Annotated in this window: 22 protein-coding genes; 16 read left to right on the top strand and 6 right to left on the bottom strand. The window is 67.8% G+C overall.

Going from position 1 to position 21251, the window contains the following annotated elements:
* Positions 1-29 precede the first annotated feature (29 nt).
* The gene (locus J3A66_RS08865; protein WP_236559115.1) at positions 30-407 is read left to right on the top strand and encodes a hypothetical protein; all 378 of its coding nucleotides are present in this window, start codon (positions 30-32) and stop codon (positions 405-407) included.
* 65 nt (positions 408-472) lie between these two features.
* On the opposite strand, the gene J3A66_RS08860 is transcribed toward J3A66_RS08865, so the two are convergent.
* The gene (locus tag J3A66_RS08860; RefSeq protein WP_209568337.1) at positions 473-1558 is read right to left on the bottom strand and encodes a DUF3667 domain-containing protein; all 1086 of its coding nucleotides are present in this window, start codon (positions 1556-1558) and stop codon (positions 473-475) included.
* 62 nt (positions 1559-1620) lie between these two features.
* Here J3A66_RS08860 and J3A66_RS08855 point away from each other — a divergent pair, with 62 nt between their 5' ends.
* The 9 genes from J3A66_RS08855 (at position 1621) to J3A66_RS08815 (ending at position 8687) form a co-directional block, all read left to right on the top strand.
* Complete coding sequence (locus J3A66_RS08855) at positions 1621-2895, top strand: glutamate-5-semialdehyde dehydrogenase (protein WP_209568335.1); 1275 nt, start codon at positions 1621-1623, stop codon at positions 2893-2895.
* A gap of 33 nt (positions 2896-2928) precedes the next feature.
* Positions 2929-3531 (top strand): nicotinate-nucleotide adenylyltransferase, encoded by a 603-nt coding sequence (locus J3A66_RS08850; RefSeq protein WP_209568333.1) that lies wholly within the window; start codon positions 2929-2931, stop codon positions 3529-3531.
* A 13-nt stretch (positions 3532-3544) separates the two neighbouring features.
* A complete protein-coding gene (gene rsfS, locus J3A66_RS08845; RefSeq protein ID WP_031395980.1) occupies positions 3545-3958 on the top strand; it encodes a ribosome silencing factor in 414 nt (137 codons plus the stop codon).
* Between the two features lie 16 nt (positions 3959-3974).
* Positions 3975-4397, top strand: coding sequence for a 23S rRNA (pseudouridine(1915)-N(3))-methyltransferase RlmH (locus tag J3A66_RS08840; RefSeq protein ID WP_031395979.1), 423 nt, complete (start codon positions 3975-3977; stop codon positions 4395-4397).
* A 2-nt stretch (positions 4398-4399) separates the two neighbouring features.
* On the top strand, positions 4400-5587 hold the full coding sequence (locus tag J3A66_RS08835; protein ID WP_209568330.1) for a peptidoglycan DD-metalloendopeptidase family protein: 1188 nt from the start codon (positions 4400-4402) through the stop codon (positions 5585-5587).
* Positions 5588-5699: 112 nt separating this feature from the next.
* Complete coding sequence (locus J3A66_RS08830; protein ID WP_192071506.1) at positions 5700-7034, top strand: S41 family peptidase; 1335 nt, start codon at positions 5700-5702, stop codon at positions 7032-7034.
* 20 nt (positions 7035-7054) lie between these two features.
* Positions 7055-7537 carry a disulfide bond formation protein B gene (locus tag J3A66_RS08825; RefSeq protein WP_031395676.1) on the top strand — a complete coding sequence of 161 codons (483 nt, stop codon included), beginning with the start codon at positions 7055-7057 and terminating at the stop codon, positions 7535-7537.
* 77 nt (positions 7538-7614) lie between these two features.
* On the top strand, positions 7615-8106 hold the full coding sequence (locus J3A66_RS08820) for a demethoxyubiquinone hydroxylase family protein (RefSeq protein ID WP_209570455.1): 492 nt from the start codon (positions 7615-7617) through the stop codon (positions 8104-8106).
* A 113-nt stretch (positions 8107-8219) separates the two neighbouring features.
* Positions 8220-8687, top strand: coding sequence for a hypothetical protein (locus J3A66_RS08815; RefSeq protein WP_209568328.1), 468 nt, complete (start codon positions 8220-8222; stop codon positions 8685-8687).
* Between the two features lie 64 nt (positions 8688-8751).
* On the opposite strand, the gene J3A66_RS08810 is transcribed toward J3A66_RS08815, so the two are convergent.
* A complete protein-coding gene (locus J3A66_RS08810) occupies positions 8752-9384 on the bottom strand; it encodes a DedA family protein (RefSeq protein ID WP_183936787.1) in 633 nt (210 codons plus the stop codon).
* Positions 9385-9437: 53 nt separating this feature from the next.
* Positions 9438-10838: a UdgX family uracil-DNA binding protein gene (locus J3A66_RS08805; protein WP_209568326.1), complete on the bottom strand. Its 1401-nt coding sequence runs from the start codon at positions 10836-10838 to the stop codon at positions 9438-9440.
* A gap of 83 nt (positions 10839-10921) precedes the next feature.
* On the opposite strand from J3A66_RS08805, the gene J3A66_RS08800 reads away from it, so the two are divergent.
* The 6 genes from J3A66_RS08800 to J3A66_RS08775 all read left to right on the top strand — a co-directional run bounded on the left by J3A66_RS08800 (position 10922) and on the right by J3A66_RS08775 (position 19406).
* A complete protein-coding gene (locus J3A66_RS08800) occupies positions 10922-11770 on the top strand; it encodes a shikimate 5-dehydrogenase (protein WP_209568324.1) in 849 nt (282 codons plus the stop codon).
* A 113-nt stretch (positions 11771-11883) separates the two neighbouring features.
* Entirely contained in the window at positions 11884-12999 is a 1116-nt protein-coding gene (locus J3A66_RS08795) for a PHB depolymerase family esterase (protein ID WP_209568322.1), read from the top strand.
* Positions 13000-13157: 158 nt separating this feature from the next.
* Positions 13158-16007, top strand: a complete 2850-nt coding sequence (locus J3A66_RS08790) for a pitrilysin family protein (RefSeq protein ID WP_209568320.1) — start codon at positions 13158-13160, stop codon at positions 16005-16007.
* A gap of 17 nt (positions 16008-16024) precedes the next feature.
* On the top strand, positions 16025-16324 hold the full coding sequence (locus J3A66_RS08785; protein WP_031439525.1) for a hypothetical protein: 300 nt from the start codon (positions 16025-16027) through the stop codon (positions 16322-16324).
* An 80-nt stretch (positions 16325-16404) separates the two neighbouring features.
* On the top strand, positions 16405-18225 hold the full coding sequence (locus J3A66_RS08780) for a DUF885 family protein (RefSeq protein ID WP_209568318.1): 1821 nt from the start codon (positions 16405-16407) through the stop codon (positions 18223-18225).
* Between the two features lie 98 nt (positions 18226-18323).
* Complete coding sequence (locus tag J3A66_RS08775; RefSeq protein ID WP_209568316.1) at positions 18324-19406, top strand: glycosyltransferase family A protein; 1083 nt, start codon at positions 18324-18326, stop codon at positions 19404-19406.
* Here the strand turns inward: J3A66_RS08775 and J3A66_RS08770 are convergent.
* From J3A66_RS08770 to ykgO, 3 genes are all read right to left on the bottom strand, one after another.
* Complete coding sequence (locus J3A66_RS08770) at positions 19403-20098, bottom strand: murein L,D-transpeptidase catalytic domain family protein (protein ID WP_031439528.1); 696 nt, start codon at positions 20096-20098, stop codon at positions 19403-19405. The two genes, J3A66_RS08775 and J3A66_RS08770, sit on opposite strands and share 4 nt — an antisense overlap.
* A 287-nt stretch (positions 20099-20385) precedes the next feature.
* On the bottom strand, positions 20386-21021 hold the full coding sequence (locus J3A66_RS08765; protein ID WP_209570454.1) for an HAD family phosphatase: 636 nt from the start codon (positions 21019-21021) through the stop codon (positions 20386-20388).
* A 4-nt stretch (positions 21022-21025) separates the two neighbouring features.
* The gene (ykgO, locus tag J3A66_RS08760) at positions 21026-21151 is read right to left on the bottom strand and encodes a type B 50S ribosomal protein L36 (protein WP_003046794.1); all 126 of its coding nucleotides are present in this window, start codon (positions 21149-21151) and stop codon (positions 21026-21028) included.
* Positions 21152-21251 lie beyond the last annotated feature (100 nt).

Here is a 21251-nt window from a genome sequence, read left to right as displayed (position 1 = left end):
GGGCGGTCTTTTCTTCGGAAAGGCCGCCCATGTCGTATGTGCTTCCCAAGGCCGTGATCGCCGCAATGCTCGTGGGCGGAATGGCGATGCCCGCGTCCGCGGCGATGACCGTGGGGACGTTTCTCGCCCGCGCCAATGCTTTGCGTGATCAGGGGCCGATGGCGCTGATGTCGCCCGATTTTCCCGCGCTGAAGGCCGAGGCGAAGGCCGCGACGACGCAGTTGAAGGCCGAGCGTGCGGCGCGCGCCGCGGCAGGCAAGCCGCCGATCGCCTGCGTCCCCGAGGGGGAGTCGGTGGGGATCATGGACATGCTCGACGGCCTGTCGGACTTGCCGGCGAGTTATCAGAAGCGGCCGTTGAAGGACGGCTATGCGCGCGTGCTGGCGAATTTATACCCGTGTCGGTGATCGGGTAAGCCGGACGCGGGGAGGGGCTCGTTGAGGCGAAGCCGAGCAACCGCTGGCGTCCACGTCTACTCCGTCAGGCCGTGCAGCAGGATCAGCACGACGAACGCAATTAGCACAGTAAACGCGAAGGTGAGCAGCGCGACGGTGCGCCATCCCGCCGAAACCTTGCCGAGCGCATAGGCACCACGGAGCTGCGCGAACATGTGGACCGGCGGGACGAGCAACGCCGCCATCACGATCCACCCGCTCGCCAGTCCCGCCATGCCGCCGAGCATCAGCGCGATCACCAGCAGCATCATGAACGCCAGCGAATAGGTCACGAAGATCGCGTGGTCGTAGAGATGGTGCTTGCGGCGCCACAGGAACAGCAGCGCCATGAACGGCACCGAGAGCGGAATCAGCCCCCAGCTATATTTATACGCGCTCGACTGAAGTTTGTAGATCATCAGGCCCGGATTGGCGTTCGCCTTGGCGATGCCGTGGTCGAGCAGTGGCCAGCCGGTCTTCTTCACGTCGGTGAAGGTGAAGTCGTCCGTGTCACGCTTGGCCGTGCCGCTTGCGCTCGTCAGCGCGCGGATGCTGCCGCGCAGGACGAGCGCCTGCGTATCGAGATCGGTGGTCGATTGACCCGCGCGCGCCGCGACCGCGCGCGCCCGCTCGACGCGGGCAAGCTCGCCACGGGCCTCGCCCAGACCGCGCGCGAGTTCGGCGCGGTCGCGCGTCGTGGGGGCGGCGATCTGCTCGGTTATCTCGCCACCGACCACGCCGATCGTCGCGAACATCAGGAAGACGGTGAACAGGAACAGCGCGAGCGGCGAGACGAACCGCGCGCGCTCGCCATTGACGTAGCGCCGGGTGAGCGTGCCGGGATGCAAGACGAGCAGCGGCAGCGTGCGCCAGATCTTGCCCTCGAAATGGAACACGCCATGCGCAATCTCATGCCCGATCGCGCCGAGCGACCGGTGGACATGCGCGGCCTGACCACAGGCATGGCAGTGCGCGCCGATCAGCGCGGTGCCGCAATTGAGACAGAGCGCGCCCGTTGCATGCGCCCTGCCGATTGCGGTCGATTCGCCCGCACATGGTTCGAACGCGCGTCCGACCAATGCCCTCGTGGCGATGTCCGCCGCTGCCCCCATGTCCCCGTTCATAACGCAAGCGTAACGCAGCCCGGGCGTTGGCGCGAGTCGGTTTGGCGTGATAGTCGGATGGCATGACCGACCTTCCCGACGCCGAGACGCACTCTGAAACCCTGATCGCCGACATGGGCGCGCGCGCGCGCGTCGCATCAGGCGTGCTCGCGGCGCTGCCGACTCCGCGCAAGGCCGCGGCGCTGGTGTCTGCGGCGGCGGCGCTGCGCGACGCAGCGGCGGCGATCGAGGCGGCGAACCGTGAGGATATGGCGCGCGCGGCCGCCGCGGGGCTGTCGGGGGCGCTGCTCGATCGGTTGCGGCTCGATCCCGGACGGATTTCGGCGATGGCGGACGGCGTCGCCGCGGTTGCCGCGCTCGCCGATCCGGTCGGCCACATCATGGATTCGCGCGCACGTCCCAATGGCCTCGTCCTCAGCCGGGTCCGCGTACCGATCGGCGTGATCGGGATCATCTATGAAAGCCGGCCGAACGTGACCGCCGACGCCGCGGCGTTGTGCGTAATGGCAGGCAATGCCGCGATCCTGCGCGGCGGATCGGAAGCCGTGGCGAGCAATCGCGCGATCCACGCCGCGTTGATCGAGGGCTTGGCCGCGGGCGGGGTCCCCGCGGACGCGGTGCAGCTGGTCCCGACCACCGACCGCGCGGCGGTCGGCGCGATGCTCAAGGCAGACGGCGCGATCGACCTGATCATCCCGCGCGGCGGCAAGAGCCTGGTCGCGCGCGTCCAGGCCGAGGCGCGCGTGCCGGTGCTCGCGCATCTCGACGGGATCAACCATGTCTATGTCGATGCGTCCGCGGACCCCGCGATGGCGGCGGCGGTGGTGGTCGATGCGAAGATGCGCCGGACCGGCATTTGCGGCGCGATGGAGACGCTGCTGATCGACCGCGGCTATGCTGGCGCGGCGTCGCTGATCCGCCATCTGGCCGATACAGGCTGTGTCGTGCGGGGCGATGCGGCTGCGATCGCGCTCGTGCCCGAAATCGCGGCGGCGGACGCGGCGGACTGGGATACCGAATATCTCGACGCGATCGCCGCGGTCGCGATCGTCGACGGACTGGACGGCGCGGTCGCGCATATCGCGCGGCACGGGTCGCACCATACCGATGCGATCGTCGCGGCCGATGCGGACGTCGCCGAGCGGTTTCTCGCGCAGGTCGACAGCGCGATCGTGCTGTGGAACGCCTCGACCCAGTTTGCCGATGGCGGCGAATTCGGGCTGGGTGCTGAGATCGGCATCGCCACCGGGCGGCTCCACGCGCGCGGCCCGGTCGCGCTGGAGGGGCTGACGACCTACAAGTGGATCGGGCGTGGCACGGGGCAGGTGCGCGGGTGAGGTGTCGGGCCGATCGGCGTCGCGCGTGACGCCATGACCCGCGTCGGCATTCTCGGCGGATCGTTCAACCCGGCGCACCGGGGGCACCGCGCGATCACGCTGTCGGCGATCGAGGCGCTCGCGCTCGACGAGGCGTGGTGGCTCGTGTCGCCGGGCAATCCGCTGAAAGAGGCGGCGCGCGACATGGCGCCGCTGGCGGCGCGGATCGCCTCTGCCCGGCGAATGGCGCGGCGCGCCCCGATCCGCGCCACCGATATCGAGACCCGGCTGCACACCCGCTATACGCTCGACACGATCCGCAAGCTCAGGCGACGCCATCCGAAGATCCGCTTCATCTGGCTGATGGGCGCGGACAATCTCGCCGACTTCCACCGGTGGAAAAACTGGCGCGCGATCGCCCGCGAGGTTCCGATTGCGGTAATCGCTCGGCCGGGATATGACGGGCGCGCCCTCGCGGCCCCCGCGATGGGTTGGCTGCGGCGCTTCCAACGGCGCACAGACCATGCGAAGAGCTGGACGACGTGGAGATTGCCGGCCCTTGTGCTGTTGCGCTTCCGACCCGACCCGACCTCCGCAACCGGCCTGCGCGCCGAAAATCCCGACTGGTTCCAGCATGTTGCCGGGCCGGTAACCTGACCCAGGAGCTGACTTGGCCACTTCCCCTACTGCCCCTCGCGCGACCGACCCCGAAGAGGTTGAGGCGCTGCATCGCCTGATCCTCGCGTCGCTCGACGACGACCAGGCGGTCGAGACCATCTCGATCCCGCTCGCGGGCAAGACGAGCATCGCCGATTACATGGTGATCGCCAGCGGCCGTTCGACCCGCCAGGTCGCCTCGATGGCACAGAAGCTGGCCGAGCGTATCAAGGCCGAGTTCAAGCGTCCGGTGAAGATCGAGGGGCTGCCGACCGCGGACTGGGTCCTGATCGACGCCACGGACATCATCGTCCACCTGTTCCGCCCCGAAGTCCGCAGCTTCTACAATCTCGAGCGGATGTGGGCGTTCGGCGATGCGCCGACGCCACCGACCGCTCCGTTCGCCGACCTGTCCGACCAAGACTGATCCGGGTGCGCGGGCGATGCTGCTGCATATCGTCGCCCGCGGCCGGATCGGGCGATCGCCCGAAGCCGAACTTGTCGATCGCTATCTGAAGCGGATCGCCTGGCCGACCAAGGTGTCCGAGCTTCCCGACACGGGGGGACGGATTCCCCCGGTCGGCGACCAGACCCGGCGGATCCTGCTCGATGAAAAGGGCGACGTGCTGTCGTCCATGGCGTTCGCGCGCGTGCTCGAGCGGTGGCGTGACGACGGCGTGCGCGAGGCCCGGTTCATGATCGGTGCGGCCGACGGCTTCGACGACGCCGCGCGCGACGAGGCCGACCTGCTGGTCTCCTTCGGCCGCGCGACCTGGCCGCATTTGCTCGCGCGGGCGATGCTCGCCGAACAGCTTTTCCGCGCGACGAGCATCCTGGCCAACCACCCGTATCACCGCGAAGGCTGACGATGCGGAGTACCGCGTCATCGCGCCTGTCATCGGCGGTGCTGTTGCTGTTCGCAGCGGTCGCCCTTGGTCTTGCCGCCACCCCGCGCGCGAGTGCGGCGGCGACACCGCAGCAGCGACTGATCGAGGCGAGACGCGGCGCGCGGATCGCGGCGATACGCGCCGAGCGTCTGGCCGCCGCCGCGTCGCAGGAGCGCGACGCTGCCGAGCGCGCCAAGGCCGAAGCGCGCGCAATGGCGGCAAGGATCGACGCGACCCGCGCCGATATCGCCGCCGCGCGAATCCGCCTCGCGATCCTCGAACAGCTGCTCACCGAACAGCGCGCGGCCCTGGGCGTCGTCCAGTCGCCGATCGCGCGGTTGCTGGCGGCGCTGCAATCGCTCGCGCGCCGGCCGACGATCGTCGCGGTCGCACAGCCCGGATCGGTCGACGATCTCGTCCATGTCCGTGCGGTTCTGGGCACCGCCCTGCCTGCGGTCCGGCTGCGGGCCGACGCGGTGCGCACCGCGCTCCAACGGACCCGGCGCCTGCAGACGGGCGCAGCGCAGGCGGCACGCGCGCTGCGTGACGGACGGATCCGGCTCGAGGCACAACGCGTCGCGCTCGCCAAACTCGAGGCGACGCATCGCCGTCGCAGCCAGGCACTGGGGCGCGGCGCGATCGGCGAATCCGATCGCGCGATCGCGCTGGGCGAGCGCGCGCGCGACCTGGTCGACAGCCTCGCCGAGTCGGGCAGCGCGGAGGCGACTGCGCTCGACCTGGCGGCGCTGGCGGGGCCGGTGCCGCGCCCGCTTGCCCCCGGCAGCATCCCCGCGGCCCGTGTCCGCGGTGCCTATCGCCTGCCCGTACGCGGTCGGCTCGTCACCGGCTTCGACGCGGTGTCCGATGTGGGCGTGCGATCGCGCGGCCTGACCTTCGCGGTCGCGCCGGACGCGCGCGTGGTCGCGCCGGCGGCGGGCATCGTCCGTTACGCCCGGGCGTTTCGCGGCTACGGCCGGATCGTGATCCTCGATCATGGCGATGGCTGGACGACGCTGTTGACCGGGCTTGCCGACACCGGGGTGAAACCGGGCGTCCACGTCGCCGCCGGATCGCGGATCGGGACCGCGCCGGGGGGCGAGGATCCGCTGATCACGGTCGAGCTTCGGCGGCGCGGGCGACCCGTCGACGCGGCCGCATTGATCGGCTAATCAACGACGAACCGGTCGGGCGTCCATTCGCCAGACCGCGAAGACCGTCGCGGCTTTGCTCCGCGCGCACTATACCGCTACGCTGTGCCTTCCCCCGGTTTCAGGACCTTAGATGCCACGTCCGATCCTTACCGCTACCGCCATCCTCGGCGCGCTGACCCTCGTGCCGCTGGCCACCTCGGCGATGGCGGCGGTCGATACCGACACGTATCGCGAGTTCGACCAGTTTCTCGACGTCTTCAACCGCGTGAAGGCGGAATATGTCGACAAGGTCGATGACAAGACGCTGATCAAGGGCGCGATCCAGGGCATGCTCGCAAGCCTCGACCCGCATTCGAGCTATGTCGATGCGCTGGATTACGAGAATCTGCGGATCATGACCGAGGGCAATTATGGCGGCCTCGGCCTGACGGTGCAGATGGAGGACGGCGCGATCAAGGTCGTGACGCCGCAGGAAGACTCGCCCGCCGCGCGCGCGGGCGTCAAGTCGGGCGATTACATCACGCATATCAACGGCAAGCTGATCTACGGCGATTCGCTCGACGAGGCGGTCGCGCAGATGCGCGGTAAGCCCGGCAGCAAGATCACGCTCGGGCTCGTCCGGCCGGGTCGCGACAAGCCGCTCGACGTGTCGATGCTGCGCGAGATCATCGTCCAGAAGCCGGTGAAATGGGAAGTCCGCGGCGATGTCGGTTATATCAACATCAACACCTTCAGCGAGAATACCGGCGCGGACACGCGCGCGGCGATCATGGCGATCGACAAGTCGCTGGGGCATCGTCCACTCGGCTATGTCGTCGATCTGCGTCAGAATGGTGGCGGGCTGCTGACCCAGGCGATCGCGGTCAGCGACGCGTTCCTCGACCACGGCGAGATCGTATCGCAGCGCGGTCGTGAAAAGACCGACATCGAGCGCTACTACGCCAAGCCCGGCGACGATGCGCATGGCCTGCCGGTCGTCGTGCTGACCGATCCGGGGACCGCATCGGCCTCCGAGATCGTCGCCGGCGCGCTGCAGGACCATCACCGCGCGCTGATCATGGGCGAACGCACCTTCGGCAAGGGATCGGTCCAGACCGTGCTCCAGCTCGGTCCCGAGACCGCGTTGCGCCTGACGACGGCGCGCTACTTCACGCCGTCGGGTCGGTCGGTGCAGGAGGGCGGAATCGAACCCGATATCCGCGTGCCGCAGATCAGCGATCCCGATCACAAGGCGCGCCCGGTGTTCCGCGAGGCCGACCTGCGTCGTCACCTGATCAACGAGGTGAAGGCCGACAATGCGGTTCTCGAGGAAGATACGAAGGACGATCCGCGCTTCTCGGCGACGCCAGAGTCGCTGAAGAAGCAGGGGGTCGAGGACTTCCAGCTCTATTATGCGCTGAAGACGGTCGCCCGGCTCGGCGGCGCCGCGCAGGTCGCAGCCGCGACCAAGGCACCCGTCAAGTGAGCGTACGCCGCGGGCTGGGGATGACCAAGAACGAGGAGATCGCCCGGTCGATCGCGCTCGTGCTGCCGCTGCTGCTGTTGCTGGGGGCGCTCGGGTCGCAATATCTGGGCGGGCTCTATCCATGCGAGATGTGCCATTGGCAGCGCTGGCCGCATTATTCGGCGGTGTTGCTCGCGGCGGCGACGTTCGTGGTGCCGCAGCGCTCGCTGCGCGCCTCGCTGGTGCTCGTCGCGGCGTTGCTGATCGGGATCAGCGGCGCGATCGGGCTGTTCCATGCCGGGGTCGAATATCACTGGTGGAACGGCATCACCGCCTGCACCACGACGGTGTCGATGGCGGGCACGACGCCGGCCGAACGGCTCGCCGCGATCATGAACGCGCCGATGGTGCGCTGTGATTCGGCGCAGTGGTCGCTGGCGGGGATTTCGCTCGCCGGGTTCAACGCGATCTTTTCCCTGGGCGGCGCGATCACCATCTTCGTGCTGATGAGGAAGACACGATGACCACCGCAACCCCGATCCCGACCGTCCCGCGCGGCACCGGCTGGAAGCCGGGCGATCGCAAGCATCCGAGCGAGGCGATGGTCCGCGTCGACCAGGCCGGCGAATATGGCGCGATCCGCATCTATGCGGGGCAGCTCGCGGTGCTGGGCGACCGGCATCCGTCGTCGCGCCTGATCCATCACATGGCGCAGCAGGAGGAGCGCCACCGCGCCTTCTTCGACCGGATGATCGTCGAGCGGCGTGTGCGGCCGACCGTGCTGCAGCCGATCTGGAAGGTCGCGGGTTTCGCGCTCGGCGCGGTCACGGCCGCGATCAGCCCGCGTGCCGCGATGGCCTGCACCGCGGCGGTCGAGACCGAGATCGACAAGCATTATGCCGAGCAGCTCGTCACGCTGGGCGACAGCGATCCAGAACTGAGCGCGGCGATCCTCGATTTCCAGGCCGAGGAGCTGGAGCACAAGGCGACCGCGATCGCTGCCGGGGCGGAAGAAACCCCCGGCTATCCGGTGATGAGCGCGCTGATCCGGCTGGGGTGCAAGGTCGCGATCGCGACCGCGAAACGGATCTGACCGCGGCGCCGGCCGTTGGGACTGAAACGCGTGGCGTTGCGGCGTTCAGCCTAGGGCCACCGACGATCGCCGATCCTGTCGGCCAACAGATACGGATTATGGGAGTGGTGCGTATGAGGATGATGATGGCGGCGGCCTTGCTGGTCGCCGGCCCGGTGGCGGCACAGACGGTGACGTCGGGTGCGACCATACCGGCCAAGCCCGGTGCCCCCGCAGCCAAGCCCGCCTCCGCGCCGGGCGAGGTGTCGCGCAGCGCCCCGGTCAACGGCGTGCTCACGCTGTTCGGCAACGAGCGCTGCCCGACCAATGCACAGGGCGAGGAAATCGTCATCTGCGTGCGTCGCAGCGCGCAGGAGCAATATCGCGTCCCCAAGGAGTTGCGCGAATTCGCCGTAACGCCCGAAAATGAGAGCTGGGCGGCCAAGGCGCAGGGCACGCTCGGCACCGGTGTCGGTGCGAACAGCATCGGCAGCTGCTCGACCGTCGGCCCTGGCGGCGCAACCGGATGTTTCGGGCAGCGCGTTCGCGAAGCGCGCCGCGAAAACAAGGAGCGCGCAGCCGAGGTGCCCGTCCTCCCCTAGGCTGCCGCGACTGGTTTGCGTGCAGACGTCTGACGACGATCTGCGCGCTTGCCCGGCGTCGTGGTTACGGGTGACGCTTCAGCCCGCGGACGCGGTGCCAGATATAGAAGCCGACCAGCGCGATCAGGACGATGCCGATCAGCAGGTCCGCGCTGTGGAAGGCGGCCTTCACACGCGGGTCGCTGTCCCATTTGTCGCCAAGCTTCATGCCGACCCAGGCAAGCCCGAAGCACCACGGCCAGGAGCCGATGAAGGTGTAGAGGTGGAAGGGCACAAGCTTCATCCGCGCGACACCCGCCGGAAAGGCGATGAACGATCGGATGACGGGGAGCAGACGCCCGATCAGCACCGCCATGTTGCCCCAGCGCGCGAAGAACCGGTCTGCTGCATCGAGCTCGCCCGGGCCGATCAGGACATAGCGACCCCAGCGCTCGGCCATCGGTCGACCGCCGCGCTTGCCGACCTCATAGGCCACGATCGAGCCGAGGTTGCACCCGATCGCGCCCGCTGTCGCGGCGAGATACAGGTCGAACCGGCCGGTCGACACGAGATAGCCGGCGAACGGCATGATGATCTCGGATGGAAGCGGAATACACGCGCTTTCGATCGCCATGAGGATCGCGATGCCAACATAGCCGCCGGACGAGATCACCCAGATCGTGAAGGTGGCCAGCACGGCCAGAATCTTTTCGAACATGGCGCGGGGATTTGCGCGATGCGGCGCACGAAGGGAAGGGCCAATCGGTTCGCCTAGGCCAGGCGCGCGCCGGCCATACGCAGATCCTCGACGAATCGCGCATATTCCTCGTCGGCCTGAACCTTGTCCGGCAGGCGCAGCAGGTAACTGGGATGGACGGTGATCCATGCCTCGCCGCCGCCGGGAAGCTGCAGCGCACGGCCGCGTTCCTTGCCGATCGTCATCACCTTGCCGAACAGCGAGCGGGCTGCGGTGGCGCCGAGCGCGACCGTCACCTTGGGCGCGACGAGCATCTGCTCTTGCTCGATCCACCACCGGCAGGCCTCGATCTCCCCGGCGCCGGGCTTGGCGTGGATGCGCCGCTTGCCGCGCTGTTCGAACTTGAAATGCTTTACCGCGTTAGTGACATAGGCGCGGCTGCGGTCGAGTCCCGCCTCCGCCATCGCGCGATCGAACATCTGACCCGCGGGGCCGACGAAGGGCCGCCCGGCAAGATCCTCCTGGTCGCCCGGCTGTTCGCCGACGAACATCAGCGGCGCGTCGATCGGTCCCTCGCCGAACACGGTCTGGGTCGCGGGCTTGTAGAGCGGGCAGCGGGTACAGCCCGCGGCCTCGTCGCGCAGCGCCTCCCAGGCGATCATGCTGTTGCCGCCGACGACGTCGCGGGCGCGCTCGATCATGCCGCTCTCGCGCGCCTGTGCGGTGGCGATCATGCCGGGGACGAGATCGGTTTCGGGCATGTTCTTCCAATATTTGAGGGGCATCTCCTTCAACATCGCGCCGATCTTGACGCGCGCGGGGTTGAAGGTGCTGGCGTAATAGGTCTTCCAGACCTCTTCGGTCGGGTCGCCCTCGGGTGCGTCGGTCTTCTTGGCACCCGGTCCTTCGCTGAGCATCGTCCCGTCCCAGTGGATCGCCACCTCGGGGGTCAGGATCGACCAGCGCATGCTCGCGAAGCGGTTGACGAAGAAGGCGGCATTGGCGCGGACGATGTGGTGATCGGGTTCGAACCAGGCGACGAACCGGGTCGCGCCCTCCTCCTCGACCTCGCGGAAGCGCAGGAAGGCGCGCATCTTGTGGATGTCGCGGCGGACATCCTTGGCGATCCGGTCGAGCCGTCGCACGAGCGGATCGGCCCGATCCTCGATCAGCTTGGGTTCGCGGCGCAGGCGGTGAAGCAGCGTGTAGAGCAACGCGAACCGCTCCGGATCGCTGCCGAGGATGACGCTGCGGGCAAGATCGAGGAACGCGCGCGGGACCGAGACGGTCGTAGAGGCAGCCCGCGGCGCGGATGCTGCAGGAGGATCCGGTGGCACCGTCCCGAACAGGTCGGCGGGGGCACTGCCGACCTGCCACACCACGTCGTCGGGGGGCACGTCATCAGCCAGCAGGCCGCGCGCTGCATCGCGCCAGCCATCGAAATCGTCCGGTTCGGCAAGGGTCACGACGCGCATCGCCGGTTCTACGCCGGGTAGCGGCGCTTGTTCCGCCGCGCTTGTATCTCGACCCCGACGGATCGCCGTCCTATTTTATGGCGATGACCCAACAGACCTCAGCCCCGGAATCCGCTCGTCCGCTGATCGGGCGCGATACCCGCTTGTGCATGTCCTTGTCCGCGCGACCGGGCAATTTCGGGACCCGGTTCCATAATCGGCTCTATGCGCTGACCGGGCTCGACTATGTCTACAAGGCGTTCTCGACCCGCGACCTGGAGGGCGCGGTACGCGGCATCCGGGCGCTGGACATCCGCGGCTGCGCGATCTCGATGCCGTTCAAGGAGGCGGTGATCGCGCTGCTCGATGGACTCGCGCCCTCGGCCGCGGCGATCGACAGCGTCAACACGATCGTGAACGACGATGGCGTGCTGACCGGGCACAACACGGATTATGCCGCGGTCGCCGCGCTGATCGCGGATATCGACCCGGCAACGCGGTTCGTGCTGCGCGGGTCGGGCGGGATGGCGAAGGCGGTCGCCGCGGCATTGCGCGACACGGGGTTTCGCAACGGCGTGATCGTCGCGCGCAACGAACCCGCCGGGCGTGCGCTCGCCGATCTCTATGGCTTTGCATGGGCCACGGATCTTCACACCGAAGAGCAGGCGGACCTGCTGATCAACGTCACACCGATGGGGATGACGGGAGCCGATGCGGACGCGCTCGCCTTTCCGCCGGCGATGATCGCGGCGAGCGCCATCGCGTTCGACGTCGTGCAATATCCTCCGGAGACGCCGTTCCTGCGCGTCGCGGCAGCGGCGGGGAAACGCTGCATCACCGGCACCGAGGTCGCGATCCTTCAGGCGCTAGAGCAGTTCGTGCTCTACACCGGCGTCCGCCCGACCGACGCACAGGTCGCCGACGCCGCTGCCTTCGCGCGGGCTCACGGCTGAGCTCCGGCAGCGATTTACCCTTGTGATCGGGCAGGGGCGGCACAAGATATGCTGCACTGCACCATTCACGGGGCCGGGCGTCAAGGCGTCGGGCGCGCATGACGGGACGATCGATGGCCAGGCTTTCGGAAACACTCGCGCAACTGGCGCAGGCGCAACGCGCCGCGGCGGCGCACTTCACCGAGCAGCCGGAGAGCGAGGGCTCACGCCTGCGCCCGCTCGAATCGTTCGGCGCGAATCCCGGCGCGTTGCGTGCGTTGACCTATGTGCCCGAGGCGACGTCCGAACGGCGGATGCCGCTGGTCGTCGTTCTCCATGGCTGCACGCAGACCGCCACGGGATATGACCGGGGGGCGGGCTGGTCCGATCTTGCCGACCGGCACGGGTTCGCCGTGCTCTATCCCGAGCAGCAGCGCGCGAACAACGGCAATCTCTGCTTCAACTGGTTCGACGCCGAGGATATTCGCCGCGGTGGCGGTGAGGCGCAGTCGATCCGGTCGATGATCGCAACGATGGTCCGCGACGTCGCGATCGATCCCGATCGCATCTATGTGACGGGATTGTCGGCCGGCGGCGCGATGGCTGGCGTGATGCTCGCCACCTATCCCGAGCTGTTCGCTGCCGGGGCAATCATTGCGGGGCTTCCCTATGGCACCGCGACCTCGATGTCGCAGGCGCTCGACCGGATGCGCGGGCGCGGCCTGCCCGCCGATCCCGCGCTGGCCGCGCTGGTCGACGGCGCTGCGCCGGCCGGCGGGCGCGTGCCGCGCGTTTCGGTCTGGCACGGCGATGCCGATGCGACCGTGGTGCCCGCCAATGCCGATGCGATCGTCGCACAGTGGCGCGGCGTGCACGGTCTCGCCTACGCACCCGACGAGGTCGAACAGGTCGAAGGCCATGCCCATCGCCTCTGGCGCGACGCGCAGGGCCGTGCCGCGGTCGAGGAGTATCGGATCCGCGGGCTGGGCCATGGCACACCGCTGGCCACGACGGGCGCCGACGGCCTCGGCCAGCCGGGTCCGCACATGCTGGAGGCGGGGATCTCGTCGACGTTGCACAGTGCCGCGTTCTTTGGGCTGATCGAGCGCCCATCGGCGCGCGCGGCGGCGACCCGCGCAAAGCCGAAGCCCGCATCATCGCGTCCGCACCCATGGAGCCACAGTCCGGGCCGATCGCAGGTCGGTGACATGATCAACGGTGCGCTCCGCGCTGCGGGGCTGCTGCGCTAGCCACGGGAGCGGATCCGGCAATGGTACGGGCGGGCGGCGCAGGTCGTGGCGCCAAGGATCGATCGAGATCCGCGCCAACCGCGAAGGCGGCAGCTTGCGGGGCGGCGATCCACTGTTATACCTTGGTATAACAGTCGTCGTATTCCGGGGGAAAATCCATGTCGTTGAAGCTCTTGGCCCTAGCTGGCGTCGCCACCGCCGCGCTTGTCGCGCCGGTTGGCGCGCAGGTCGCAAAGCCGGCGCCGGTCGCCACGCTCGTCACCTCGGTCGATATTCCCTATCAGCAGTTCACGCTGAAGAACGGGTTGCGCGTAATCGTGCACACCGATCGCAAGGCGCCGGTCGTGGCGGTGTCGGTCTGGTATGATGTCGGGTCGAAGCACGAGCCGCAGGGCCGCACGGGCTTTGCGCATCTTTTCGAGCATCTGATGTTCAACGGCAGCGAGAATGCGCCGGGCGATTTCTTCGCGCCGCTGAAGGAGGTCGGGGCGACCGACTTCAACGGCACGACCTCGTTCGACCGGACCAATTATTTCGAGACCGTTCCCGCCGCCGCGCTCGAGCGCGCGCTGTTCCTCGAGAGCGACCGCATGGGGCATCTGACCGGCGCGATCACGCAGGGCGTGCTCGACGAGCAGCGCGGCGTCGTCCAGAACGAGAAGCGCCAGGGCGACAACCAGCCATACGGCCTCGTCCAGTACAAGCTGTTCGGCGGGCTGTTCCCCGCGGACACGCCCTATGGCCACACCCCGATCGGGTCGATGGCGGATCTCGACCGCGCCAGCCTTGCCGATGTGAAGGACTGGTTCCGCTCGCATTACGGCCCCAACAATGCGGTGCTGGTGCTCGCGGGCGATGTCGATGCGGCGACCGCAAAGCCGCTGGTCGAGAAATATTTCGGCGATATCAAGACGGGCCCCAAGTCGGTCCTGCCGACCGTCACCGTGCCGACGCTCGCCGCGCCGGTGAACGAGGTGATGAAGGACCGTGTCGCCGCGGTGATGATCACCAAGAACTGGGCGGTGCCGGGGATGCTCGATCCCGATGCCGCGGCGCTCGACGTCGGCGGTACGGTGCTGGGCGGGCTCGCCTCGTCGCGGCTCGACAATGCGCTGGTCCGCAAGGAGAAACTCGCGGTCAATGTGTCCGCCGGCTATAGCGACATGGCGCAGATCGGCATGTTCACGATCCGCGCGATCGTGCGGCCGGGCGTCGACCCCGCAGTCGTGTCGAAGCGGCTAGACGAGATCCTTGCCGACTTCCTGAAGACCGGACCGACCGCGGACGAGATCCAGCGCGTCCAGACCCAGGCGGTTGCTGGACGAATCCGCGGCTATGAATCGGTCGGCGGGTTCGGCGGCAAGGCGGTCGCGCTGGCGGGCGGCGCGCTTTATGCGAACGACCCGGGCCACTACAAGAAAGAGCTGGCGGCGATCGCGGCGCAGACGCCGGCGAGCGTCAAGGCCGCCGCGACGCGCTGGCTGACGCGCCCCGCCTACACGCTGACCGTGGTCGACGGCGAGCGCGACAAATATGAGGAGGCGGTCGTACCGCCTGCGGTCGCGGTGAAGCCTGCGGCCGAGACGCCGGTCAAGGGCACGCGCGCCGGCGGTATTCCCGCGGTCGGCACGCTGACCGGGCTTGCCTTCCCTGCGGTCGAGCGCGCGCGGCTGTCGAACGGGATCGAGCTTGTCTATGCGCGGCGCGATGCGGTGCCGATCACGCAGGCGGTACTGAGCTTCGACGCGGGCTATGCCGCCGATGTCGCGGACAAGCTCGGCACGCAGCAGCTGACGCTGAGCGTGATGGACGAGGGGACGCGGACGCTCGACGGGATCGCGCTGGCCGAGGCGCGCGAGCGGCTGGGCGCGTCGATCGGGACGGGCACCTCGCTCGACCGGACGACGCTGTCGATGAGCGTGCCGAGTGCAAATCTGACGCCCGCGGTCGCGCTGTTCGCGGATATCGCGCGCAATCCGGCCTTCGCGGACGAGGAGGTCGGCCGGGTCCGCAACCAGCAGCTGGCCGGCATCCAGCAGGAACTGACCAGCCCGCAGGGCCTGGGCAACCGCGTCATCGGGAAGCTGATCAACGGCGATACCCCTTACGGCAAGGCACAGGGCGGCGGTGATCCGAAGGCGGTCGCCGCGCTGACGCGCGCCGACCTGGTCGCGTTCCAGCAGGCGTGGCTGCGCCCCGACAAGGCGAAGATCTTCGTCGTCAGCGACCGCCCGCTCGCCGAGGTCAGGGCGGTGCTCGACCGCGGGTTCGGCGACTGGACGGCGCAGGGGCCGGCGGGGGTCAAGAGCTTCCCGACGGCGCGCACGCCGCTGACGCCGAAGATCGTGCTGGTCGACCGGCCCAACAGCCCGCAATCGCTGATCCTCGCGGGCCAGCGGACCGGGTTGAAGGGCAGCGACGACATGCTCGTGTTCAACACCGCGAACGATGCGCTGGGCGGCAGCTTCCTCAGCCGGATCAATATGGACCTGCGCGAGGAGAAGCACTGGTCCTACGGCGCGGGCGGGCGGTTCCAGACGGCTGCGTTCGATGCGCCCTATGGCATTTCGGCCGGGGTGCAGGCGGACAAGACCGGCCCGTCGATCACCGCGTTGCAGCAGGACGTGACGCAGTTCGTGACGACCAAGCCGATGACCCAGACCGAATTCGGGCTGGCGATCGACGGCGGGATTCGCGCGTTGCCCGGCAGCTTCGAGACGTCGGGCGCGGTGCTCGGCGCGATGCAGCAGAATGATTTGTTGAAGCGCCCCGACGATTATTACGCGACGATCACGCGACGCTACGGCGCGCTGACCTTGCCGCAGCTGAACACCGCGATCGCGGGGGTGATCGACGTGAAGAAATTCACCTGGGTGGTCGTCGGCGATGCCAAGACGGTCAAGCCGCAGCTTGACAGCCTGGGGTTGCCGGTCGAGGTCGTGAGCGCGGCTTCGGTCGCGGGGCTGCCGGTGGTTCCGGTGACGCCGCTTGCGGCCAAGGCCAAGTAATCGAAGGAGAGAATAGCATGGCAAATGTCGATGGCAGCTGGGATTGCGTCGTGAAGTCGCCGCTCGGCGATCAGAAGATGACGCTGACCGTGAACAGCGCGGACACCAGCTTTTCGGGCGCGGTGTCGGGTGCGATGGGCGGCATGGATGTGACCGGCGAGGTCGATGGCGACACGCTGAGCTGGAAGCAGGCGATGACCGTGCCGATGCCGATGACGCTCGACTGCAAGGCGACCGTCGATGGCGACACGATGACCGGCACCGTCGGTGCAGGCGCCTTCGGCAGCTTCCCGCTGTCGGGAACGCGCACCGCTTGATCGCCTCTGGCATCATGACGTGACGAAGAACGGCCCGTCTTCCCGGTGGAAGGCGGGCCGTTTGCATTTCGGAGAGTGGGATGAGTTTGAAGATCCATCGCCGTGCGGTGCTCGCCGGCACGATGCTGGGCGGCGCGGCGTCGCTGGTACCGGCGCTCGCGCAGGCGGCCGAGGCGCCCGCGACGCCGCTGTCGCGACTGTTCGACCAGCTCGTCCAGGCGCAGTTGCGGCGCAGTCCCGAGAGTGCGACCTCGCTCGGGCTCGACACCGGCGCCAATGCCGATCTGCGCGCGAAGCTGTCGGACCAGTCGGCGGCGGGGATCGCCGCGGCGAAGGTGCAGACCAGGGTCGAGCTGGCGCAACTTGCAGCGATCGACCGCGCCGGGCTGTCGCCGGCGGAGCGGATCGACCTCGACTGCGTGATCTATACGCGGCGGTCGGCGGCGGCGGTGCAGGCGTTCGATTTCGGCGGCACGTCCTATGGCCCCAGCCCCTATGTCGTGTCGCAGCTGTCGGGTGCGTATCAGTCGGTGCCCGATTTCCTCGACACCAAGCACCGGATTGAGACGAAGGGCGACGCCGACGCCTATCTGCAGCGGCTCCAGGCATTTGCCGGACAGATCGACGCGAACACCGCGCGCATGCGGCATGACGCGGGCGTCGGCGTCGTCGCCCCCGACTTCATCCTCGACCTCGCGCTCGACCAGATGACCAAGACGCGCCAGCCCGCAAGCGAGGCGCTGGTCGTGCAGAGTCTCATCCGGCGCGCGGCGGCCAAGGGGCTGGGCGAAAGCTATGGCCGCGATGCCGCGCGGATCTATGACGCGGCGGTGCTGCCCGCGCTCGACCGGCAGATCGCGGCGACCCGCGACCTCCGCCGGACGGCCACGCATGATGCGGGCGTGTGGAAGCTGAAGGAGGGCGCCGCCTTCTATCCCGCCGCGTTGCACGGAACGACGACGACCAATTTGTCACCCGACGAGGTGCACAGGTTTGGGCTCGACCAGGCGAAGATGCTGTCGGCGCAGCTCGACACGCTGTTGCGCAAACAGGGGTACAGCAAGGGGAGCATCGGCGCACGGATGGCCGCGCTCTACAAGAATCCCGACCAGCTCTATCCCAACACCGATGCGGGCAAGCGCGAGGCGATCGCCTATTGCAACGAGCGGCTGGCGGCAATCCGCGCGAAGCTGCCGGGCGTGTTCGAGCGGATGCCGCCTTACGGGTTCGAGGTGCGCCGCGTGCCCGCGCAGACCGAGGCCGGTGCGGCCGCTGCGTTCGCGCAGCCGCCGGCGATCGACGGCTCGCGGCCGGGTCTGGTCTATTTCAACCTGAAGGACAGCGCCGACTGGCCCAAATTCTGCCTCGCGACGACGGTCTATCACGAGGGGCTGCCGGGGCATCAGATGGAGAGCGGGCTTGCGCTTTCGAACACGCGGCTGCCGCTGATCCGCAAGATGACGAGCTTTTCGGGCTATGGCGAGGGCTGGGCGCTCTATGCGGAACAGCTCGCGGACGAGATCGGTATGTATGACGACGATCCGCTCGGGCGGCTCGGCTATCTGAAGTTCCAGCTGTTCCGCGCGAACCGCTGTGTCGTCGATACGGGCATCCATCACCTGCGCTGGACCCGCGAACAGGCGATCCGCCATTTCATCGACGCGGAAGGCGAGGCGGAGGGCTTCGCGACGCGCGAGGTCGAGCGCTATTGCGTCAATCCCGGGCAGGCGGCGAGCTACAAGCTTGGCCATTCGGTGTTCGTCGATATCCGCGAGCGCGCCAAGGCGAAGATGGGCAATGCGTTCGACCTCAAGGCCTATCATGCGGCGGTGCTCGCTTATGGTCGCGTACCGCTCGATATGCTGCGCGAGATCGGCGATGCCTGGATCGCGAAGGGCTGAGCGAAGGGCGCGCTGAGCGGCGGGCCGCGTAACTCTACGTAATCGCCCGTTAAAGCCTGACCGTGCAAGGGGAGGGGGATGCCGAGTGCTCCCCCTCGATGACGCGTGCCGTCCGCCCAAGGCCCGATCCGGTCATCAGCGTCGTCATGCCGGTGTATAATGGCGCAGCCTTGTTGCCCGCCACGCTCGACAGCCTCGCCGCGCAGTCTTTCATCGATTTCGAGGTGATCGTCGTCGACGACTGCTCGACCGACGCGACCCGCGCCTGCGTTGCGGGCTGGTCCGATCCGCGCGTCAAGCTGGTGGCGATGCCGGTCAATGGTGGCCCGGTGCTGGCGCGCAACGCCGGGGTCGCTGCAGCGCGAGGCCGCTATATCGCCGCGCTTGATGCCGATGATCTGTGCCGCCCCGACCGCTTTGCCCGCCAGGTCGCGTATCTGGAGGCGAACCCGGCGACCGTGCTGCTCGGCACGGCGGCGGACCTACTCGTCGACGGGCTGATCAGGCCGTCCGACCATGCCGCGATTACCACGCCGATGCTCATCGACTGGCTGACAGGAATCGAGAACCCGCTGATCTGGTCATCCGTCATGATCCGGGGCGACGCGGCGCGGCGGCTCGATCCGTTCATGCGGCCCGAGCGGGTCTATGCGGAGGATTTCGACCTGTATCAACGGATCCGCCGGTTTGGCGCGATCGCACGCCTCGACGAGCCGCTGATGGTGTACCGCGTGCACGCGGGCGGGGTCTCGAAACGGTTCACCGAGCGGATGGAGACTGTGGCGACGGCGATCCTGGCCGAGCGGCATGCCGATCTGTTCGGCGAACAGGCGCACCCGATCGCGGCGCTGATCGTGGCGCACATCCTGGCACGGCGTCCGGTGCGCGATCATGCTGCGTTGATGGCGCTGGGCAGCGCACTGGGGGCGATCCAGACCGAGTTTCTCGCACGGCATCGCTGTTCGGGGGAGGATCGCCGGCTGATCCGGTGGGAAACCGCGCGGCGCTGGCGCGGTGTCGGGCGGGCCGGCCTGCGTGCGGGGACGCTCGGGGTCGCCGACCTGCTTGCCGCACGGCCGGCGCATCTCGGGCTTGGCTATGCCGGGCTGCCCGCGCTGTTATGGTCCGGGGCGATCGGCGGCGTACGCCGCGCGATTCACCAACCGGCACGCGCCTCTTAGACCTTCGCGGCGAAGATCATCCGACCCTGACCCAGGCGTGCAAACACCTGGTCGAGATCCTTTTCGCCGACCGCGAAGCAGCCCTGGCTGCGGCCGAGCATGCCGTGCGACGCGATCATGTCCTTGTTCGCATACCAGGCCGAATGGACGACGATCGCCCGACCGAGTGCGTTGTTGTTGGTGCGATCCAGCCCGATCAGCCGCTGCGACCGACCATGTTTGCCGACATAATAATCGTCGGTCACGAAGGCGCCTTCCGACGACGCATTCGAGCCGAACGCGTTCGAGAAACGCTCGAGATAGCCGGTATGCGCCGGGTCCGAACCGCTCCCGTGCGACACGAGCAGCGACGTGCTGCGGCCGCTGGCGAGGTCGACGAAGTGGAACCGCGGCTGCGACGACGACGCGGTGAAGTCGGCGATCGCGATCCGGTCATGATGCGGGATCCGGCTGCCGTTGCGACCCAGCGCGGCCATCGCCTGGCGCAGCAATTCAGGGCGCACGACGCGCGACGACGAAATCGGCATCGCCGGCGAACGCGGCAATGGTGGCTGAGTCATCGGCTTCAAATCGCGTGCCGTAAGACGTTGCGTTGCAGATACCGCACTCGGAACTGCAAGTGCACCGGCCAATACAAGACCGTTCTTTAGAATGGCACGACGATCTCGCCGTGCGCCCTGTTCATCGTACATCGAAATTCCCGAAAAACCCCAATCCCGTGACCCTCTCTATAGCGTAGAAATGATGAACATTCCTCAACCATTTCCACCAGTTGTCGTGATGTTCCTTCTGTCCGCCCCGGGAAGGAGGCGGTTCGTCGTAGGCGCGTGCGCGGCGAGGTGACTCTCCGGCTGGCCAGCGGCGTCGGAGTGGGTTGCCATATCAGGCGACACGATCGGTCCTGACGCGGCACATCCGATGCGCGGTCTTCGGGCGTTTCTATGGGAAATACGGGCGCGCATCGTCGTGCGCGCACGGTTCAGCGCGGGGGCGTTTCGCCCGTAGCGGCAATCGGCAGGCCAAGCTCGACGAGTCGCGAGCGGAAGCTGGCGGCATCGGTGAAGAGCACCGATTCGATCTCTAGCGCGCGTGCGGCGGCGATATTAGCCGGATTGTCGTCGACGAACACCGTCTCGTCCGCCCGCACGCCGAATCGATCGAGCGCGAGCCGATAGATGGCGGGGTCGGGCTTCACGATCTTCTCGTCGCCCGACACGACGATGTCGCGGAAGCGATCGAACATCGCTGATTCGCGGGCGCGAAACGGCGGCCAGAATTCGTGGCTGAAATTCGTGATCGCGAACAGCGGTACGTCGGCTGCGTCGAGATCGCGGACGAGCTCGTGCATTCCTGCAATCGCCGGGCCGATACTCTCGCTGAAGCGCGGGCCCCAGGCGGCGATCAGGTCGGCATGCTGCGGATGCAACGCGGCGAGCTCCGCCGAGGTGTCGGCGAAGTCGCGGCCAGCATCATGCTGGAAATGCCAATCGATCGTGACAACATCGCGCAGGAACGCGTCGAGCGCCCGATCGTCATCGATCAGGCGCTCGTACAGGATCCGGGGATCCCAATCGTACAGGACACGACCGACGTCAAAAATGACGCTGGTCTTCAGGGGTTTAGCCCTGGCGTGCCTTGAAGCGACGGTTGGTCTTGTTGATGACGTAGGTACGGCCACGACGACGGATCACGCGGTTATCGCGGTGACGATCCTTGAGCGACTTCAGGGAATTGCGGATCTTCATGATCGATTCGCTTCTTTTCAAATCTAGGTGTGCGGAAAGACGGGATCGCCTAATGGCGGGGTGTGTCCAAGTCAAGCAACAGACGCACTCGTTCCGGCCG

The sequence above is a fragment of the Sphingomonas sp. PvP018 genome (genome assembly GCF_017876865.1).
In the GTDB taxonomy this organism is placed as follows: Bacteria; Pseudomonadota; Alphaproteobacteria; order Sphingomonadales; family Sphingomonadaceae; genus Sphingomonas; species Sphingomonas aerolata.
Note: the sequence above shows the minus strand (reverse complement) of the source record. Positions and strands in the feature narration are given on the sequence as shown.